7 protein-coding genes are annotated in these 5,440 nt (G+C 53.3%); all 7 read right to left on the bottom strand.

The window, feature by feature from the left end; translation table 11 throughout:
• Positions 1 to 276, bottom strand: a 276-nt coding sequence (locus D6694_14950) for a type I-D CRISPR-associated endonuclease Cas1 (GenBank protein RMH34900.1), incomplete at its 3' end; no start/stop codon positions are given.
• 110 nt (positions 277 to 386) lie between these two features.
• Positions 387 to 740 carry a four helix bundle protein gene (locus tag D6694_14945; protein RMH34899.1) on the bottom strand — a complete coding sequence of 118 codons (354 nt, stop codon included), beginning with the start codon at positions 738 to 740 and terminating at the stop codon, positions 387 to 389.
• Between the two features lie 39 nt (positions 741 to 779).
• Positions 780 to 1,694, bottom strand: a complete 915-nt coding sequence (locus D6694_14940; protein RMH34898.1) for a group II intron reverse transcriptase/maturase — start codon at positions 1,692 to 1,694, stop codon at positions 780 to 782.
• An 80-nt stretch (positions 1,695 to 1,774) separates the two neighbouring features.
• On the bottom strand, positions 1,775 to 2,689 hold the full coding sequence (locus tag D6694_14935; GenBank protein ID RMH34897.1) for a CRISPR system precrRNA processing endoribonuclease RAMP protein Cas6: 915 nt from the start codon (positions 2,687 to 2,689) through the stop codon (positions 1,775 to 1,777).
• On the bottom strand, positions 2,686 to 3,081 hold the full coding sequence (locus tag D6694_14930; GenBank protein RMH34896.1) for a hypothetical protein: 396 nt from the start codon (positions 3,079 to 3,081) through the stop codon (positions 2,686 to 2,688). Before D6694_14930 ends, D6694_14935 begins: the two co-directional genes overlap by 4 nt.
• Positions 3,082 to 3,281: 200 nt before the next feature.
• The gene (locus D6694_14925; protein ID RMH34895.1) at positions 3,282 to 4,547 is read right to left on the bottom strand and encodes a DUF1887 family protein; all 1,266 of its coding nucleotides are present in this window, start codon (positions 4,545 to 4,547) and stop codon (positions 3,282 to 3,284) included.
• A 116-nt stretch (positions 4,548 to 4,663) separates the two neighbouring features.
• A partial coding sequence (gene cmr6 / locus D6694_14920; protein RMH34894.1) for a type III-B CRISPR module RAMP protein Cmr6 occupies positions 4,664 to 5,440 on the bottom strand: 777 nt, incomplete at its 5' end.

Genomic DNA, 5,440 nt, shown 5'->3' with positions numbered 1-5,440 from the left:
GCGAAACTGTTCCTGTCGGAGGGGGAGATTGGATGCGGTGGGCGGGCGCAAGCGGCCCAACAATTTCCCGGTGCGGCTGACGAGCATCAGGGGGATGCGATTATTCAAGAGGGCGTGTAGTGCAGGAGTGGTCGTTCCCACGCGCCCAACCAGGACGACAGCGGTAATTTTTCGGAGCGGGACGCGTAACAGGACTTCATCGTCTTTGGTGACCAGGAGACGATGGTATTCTTTTTCGATGCGTGCGCCGGGTTCAGTAACGTAGAGGGTGGACATGGGATTTACGATTTTAGATTTGCGATTTATGATTTTAGATTTATGATTGGCGATTTGCGATTGTCGGTTTATGATTCGCAATCGGCAATCGAAAATCGTCAATCAACAATCTACAATCTCCTCTGCGCTGTTTTGCGGGAGGCCACAAAAATAGCCGTTAATTCGTCAGCCTCCCGGATGAGCGGCTGCAGCCGGGATGATTCTGCCAGGCCTGCGTCGGCCATTAGCTCCAACCAGAACATGCTCTCATCGGCTTCTTCGACCACAATCCCCAGTTTGGCGATGAATTCTGCCTTCGAGCGCCCGCGACAGGCGGCGCGGTAGTTCGCCGCAACCGACGTAGCCGAGCGCAGCAGTTGACGCCCTAACACATCGGCGGTTTTGCTTTTCGGCAGTGTATCCACCAGCCGGATACTTTCAAGGGCAAACCGCTTCGTCCGGGCTTGTAATGCATCTTTGTTCATCAATTATCCTCCAAACCGCCAATCATCAATCAAAAATCATCAATCATAATCCGGGCCGTATTGGCTGAAGAGCCAATCTACTTCATCGCCGTGGACTTCAACGCGTTTGCCTTTCCACACATACTCGTAGGAATCATTTTGGAAGTGTACGCCCACAAAGGTGAATCCATCTTCAAAGGTGGTCAGGCGGGTTTTGGCTGGTTCGTAGTGCAGTTCGAGACGGTTCAGGATTTGTTCCACACGCTGATAGGCTTGCTCGATTCCTGCACTGGTCTCGGAGAAGACTACGAAGTCATCGGCGTAGCGCACTATGGGGAATCCCAGTTCCTTGAGGGCCATATCCAGACGATGTAGGTAGACATTGGCGAACAAGGGAGAAATAGGTGACCCCATAGGGATGCCGCGCGCTTCCTCCGGGGATGTCCGCCCTACTTTGAGCCAGGCATGGAACAGAGTGAAGAGGGATTGGTCGGGTAAATCCTGGCGGAGAAAATTCAGGAGAATAGCATGGTCCACTTGATTGAAGAAGTCATCGATGTCGGCATCCAGGACGTGTTCGTATTCGTTGACACGCCACAGTATGATACGCTGGACAGCGTCTTTCAAACTGCGGCCGGGGCGGTAGCCATAACTGCAATCCAGGAAACGGGGCTCATAGATGGGGTAGAGTACTTGCAATACGGCACGCTGCAAGACCCGGTCGGTGACGGTAGGGATGCGCAGGATGCGATATTCACCGGGAGTTTTCTTGGGGATACGGCGCAGGCGTAATTTGCGGGGTTTGTACGTCCCGTTTCGGGCGTTGATGGAAAGTGCGTGTAGCCGTTCCTGATAGTTGCGCTGCCAGCGTTTGATGGTGATGTCGTCTACGCCGGCAATGCCTTTGTTTTCGGCAATTTCCTCCCAGGCGCGGTGTAGGTTATCCAACGCAGTGGCTTGTTTGAGCAAGGTCATTTTAGATTTTGGATTTGCGATTTACGATTTTAGATTTGATAATCGGCAATCGTCAATCAAAAATCGTCAATCAAAAATCGTCAATCCTCAATTCGCGTCATTCCCATCCCCTGGGTGGTTTTAGCCCCGCTACCGCAGTAGAAGGCATAGTGTGCCAGAAGGTTGAGGGCGGCGCGCATGGCCGGGTGCAAGTTTACGGTGTAAAGTTTCTCCCATCCGGTGCAGCCTACAATCAGACGTTTTCCGTGGCGCACGGGGACAGTTTTGAGGTTGTAGGCGCTGACCACCACGCCGGAGCGCGTCCGGTCGGATAAGTCATCGGGCAGGGCAATGGGGGCGAAGGCGTTCCAGCGCCGCAGCCAGGATTTGACCAGGCTATCGGGCAGAGGGAAGGGCAGGTGTCCTGCCGAGCCGTGGAAGGCCGCCGGAGTCTCGAAACGCAGCCGCCAGGATTTAGGCTGTTCTTTGCCGAACAAACGCTGATTGGCAAGTTGGCTGTAACGCGCCCTCCCTGCCCAGGGGTGTTCGGCGGGGTCGTCGGTGTAACCGGTCACGCGCCAGCGTACCCCCGCCAATTCGATTTCTTCCGGAAGGGCGGGCAGCCAGTTCTCTTTCACGGCAGTAGAAAGTTCTTCGGTCAGGGTGGTGATACGAAACCAGGTGGGGCGGTCCTTGCGAACCGAGATGTGTCCCTGACGGGGGCGCGGCAGGCCCATCAAGGGGGAGAGGGTGAAGGGAGGGGCGCCGTTTTGGGTGTGCAGGCGGGTAGCCAGTTCGGGGTCTACTTGCTGCCACAGGCTGAACCACAGGCCATGCACGGCGCGTCCGTTCCCAAAGGTCAGGCCGGCATCTTCGGCGGATTGCAGGCGGATAACGAGGGAGGTGAGCATTTTCAGATTTGCGATTTCAGATTTGCGATTTATGATTTTAGATTTATGATTTGCGATTTGCGATTGTCGGTTTATGATTCGCAATCGGCAATCGAAAATCGTCAATCGTCAATCGGAAATCGCAAATCTTTGTTTCCAGAAGGGTTTTTGTCCAGGTCAATAATGAAGCGGCGGCTCTGGTGGTCAATTTTCAATAACCCCAGTTCTTCGCCCTTTTCAATGATGTCGCAGTGTATCCAGGCGTAGGGGCTGACCACTCCTTTGAGAAAATCATCCAATTCAGAAGGCTCATCGAGAATGGATTTCACCTTTGGAGCGGAAATGCGGCGTTTGAGAATCTCTTGTTCGCCGCGTTTCAGGATAACCTGCCATTTGCCAAAGCGCCACTCATCTACTTTTCGTCTGACGAAGTGGGCAAAAAGCACCCCAGCAGCCACGACGACTATTTCTTGCAGAATTGTTTCGAATACGAAAGTGACTATTTTTGTCCAATACATGAGGTACCTCTCGAACTTTTCTATACCGGTTTGCGCACACTTTGTACATTGATAGTTGCGGTGATTTCAAGGCATGGCGGGGGGGCGGTGCGAGGCGGGGGCAAGTAAATGAGGTTGATTGACTCAATCCTGCATCCGTGATGTTGCCGCTGGTCTGAAGTGGGTGAAAGAGATGGGTAATGAGGCGATTTTGCGTAGAATCATTCTGCTTTTATGTAAGAGCGCAAGGCGTTGGTCACTCTTTCACAGGCTTTTTTGTCGCCCCAATTTTTGCAATGCGGACCATTGTCAATCATTTCGATGGCAGATTGGATGATATCGGTCAGGCTGGATGTCTCCGCGGGCGGCTCCCAGGCTGCCAGGTCTTCCAGAATCCTGTCGCGGGTTTCCCCGATAGACTTGTTGAGAAAATCTATCATCTGGTCTCCCGCTTCCCAATCACCTGCCTGTTCCTGAAATTTGCGTTCGTCATAGGTGCTGAGAAAGTATTGCATCCTGGCGCATTGCTCGATTACCTTTTGCCGAACGACCTCCCATTGTACGTATCTGGCGGGTTTGCTCAGCCTGGAGTAGATGGCTTGTTTCAGGGTCTGAATCTCCTCGGAGCGAAGCGGACGCGGCTCCCGATATTCTGGCAATTCGAGTACGGTGATGTCAAGCGCCTCAGCCAGGGCTTTTAAATTGCTCAGGCGAGTCCAATCCTGATTGACGACCAGAAAGCGCCGAGCATAGGTGCCAAAGAAGCGCTGACCGCCAGCCAGAGCCAGTTGCTTGATGCCTTCGGCTGAGCGTGCTTTGCTGCCAGTCTTGATTTCCATGATGCCAACCTGGTTGTTACAGCGTATGACGGCATCCACGTCTACGGCGCCGCTTTCGTGCTTCCAGCCCATGTGGATTTCATCTACCACTGGGGGTTGGAGAGCCTGCTCAATGGCTTCCTCGAATGCCCGTCCGAGCGTCCCCTTTTTGCCGCGCACGCCGGTCACCTGGTAGGATGTGCCAAAATACGAGACCAGATAGTCTTCCAGGGAGATGGCGTCCATGACTTGGTGAGTGACAAGTACTCTGGAATGACCATCTTTGGAGAAAGTGTACGTGTCGATTTCGGTTTTCCCGCCCTGGCTGCGGACGTAGATGACATCTTTCCCTGCACGCTGGGCTGCCTGTAATGCTCCGATGGACATCGGCTTTGTGCCGCCGGTAATGTTGACGACCAAATCCGGTAATTCATCCAGAAGTTCGGAGACGGTTTCAGTCACTTTCCCCGGTTGAAATGCGGCTACTTCCCGTGTTTCCGGGAACATGCTCTCCAGACGCATTGCCAGCCGCTCGGCCATCAACTTGCTCTTCCAGAAATCGGTGTGCAGGATGTACACTTTTTCAGGGGCATAGTAACGCGCGGCGAGCAGGTTAGGGGCGGTCTGTTCGCCGGAGAGGAGAATCATATGTGAATATGTTTTGCTCATGGGGTTATTCCTGTATCGAAAGGACGCTCCTGTCTCTGACAGGAATGTTGGGAGACTCACCTCGAGAGAATTGCCTCTATCAGCCGCATCTTAGCATACACAACTTCCTGTTCTGCTCAATCCAATGCGCACACGATTTCGTCTCCATTGACCTTGGTGACCACGCATTTTATCCTTTGCCCTGACTGGAACCTGTGTTCTGAAGGGTACTCACTGGCTGGTATGAAGGCCCAGAAGTCATCGGGGTCAAGGCCTGGTATTTCAAGGTAGACTCCCTTGCTATCCCAATCGAAAACAATCCCTTTGAATCGGTCGTTAGGGGCAGGCATGCGTGTTGGTGAAAATTCCTTCACCAGAGGCATCTTTACGGAGGGGGTATCATCGACAAATGACATGCGCCCGTAGCCGCTGGACGTTTTCGCACCAATTCCTTTAGCCTCCAAGGCATGTTCCAAAATGTCAAAGGTGACGTTGACCCACTCTTCTGGGCCAGAAATAGCAAAGAGATACTTTCCTGTGGCAGTCAAGAACGGGATGGGGGTTGGACTGTCCCAATCGGATGGCGGGGTGTCTTCGCCTCGATAGTATTCTGGATGATGAACGGTAATTATGTCGGGGCGTAAAGGGGTGATGGGCTTTCCCTGTTGAAAATATTCTGGCGGACGATAAAGCGCGTCGAAGAAAGTAACGCAGCCCGCCTGTTCCGTGGTGCCAAAAAGTTCTTTGTGTGCCCATCCGCTCTCTTTGCGCCACTCATCGCCGTCCAGATGTTGGTGAGCAAAGGAGGCCGCCAGCCCTTTGAGCGCGCTGCCGGGAATGTATGGAACGCCATAGGTGTGATGCAGGGCGATGGATGTTTCCAGCACGCTTTCTGTGCCCAGGTTGATAGCCAG

The organism is Gammaproteobacteria bacterium, from assembly GCA_003696665.1.
Classification (GTDB): domain Bacteria; phylum Pseudomonadota; class Gammaproteobacteria; order Enterobacterales.
The sequence above is the reverse complement of the archived record's forward strand: the minus strand, read 5'-3'. Positions and strand labels throughout refer to the sequence as shown.

What these genes read in the sequence shown, in the direction of transcription:
- D6694_14930 (RMH34896.1), bottom strand. Translation starts at nt 3,081, where the DNA reads ATGTATTGGACAAAAATAGTCACTTTCGTATTCGAAACAATTCTGCAA.
- D6694_14940 (RMH34898.1), bottom strand. Translation starts at nt 1,694, where the DNA reads ATGACCTTGCTCAAACAAGCCACTGCGTTGGATAACCTACACCGCGCC.
- D6694_14945 (RMH34899.1), bottom strand. Translation starts at nt 740, where the DNA reads ATGAACAAAGATGCATTACAAGCCCGGACGAAGCGGTTTGCCCTTGAA.
- D6694_14925 (RMH34895.1), bottom strand. Translation starts at nt 4,547, where the DNA reads ATGAGCAAAACATATTCACATATGATTCTCCTCTCCGGCGAACAGACC.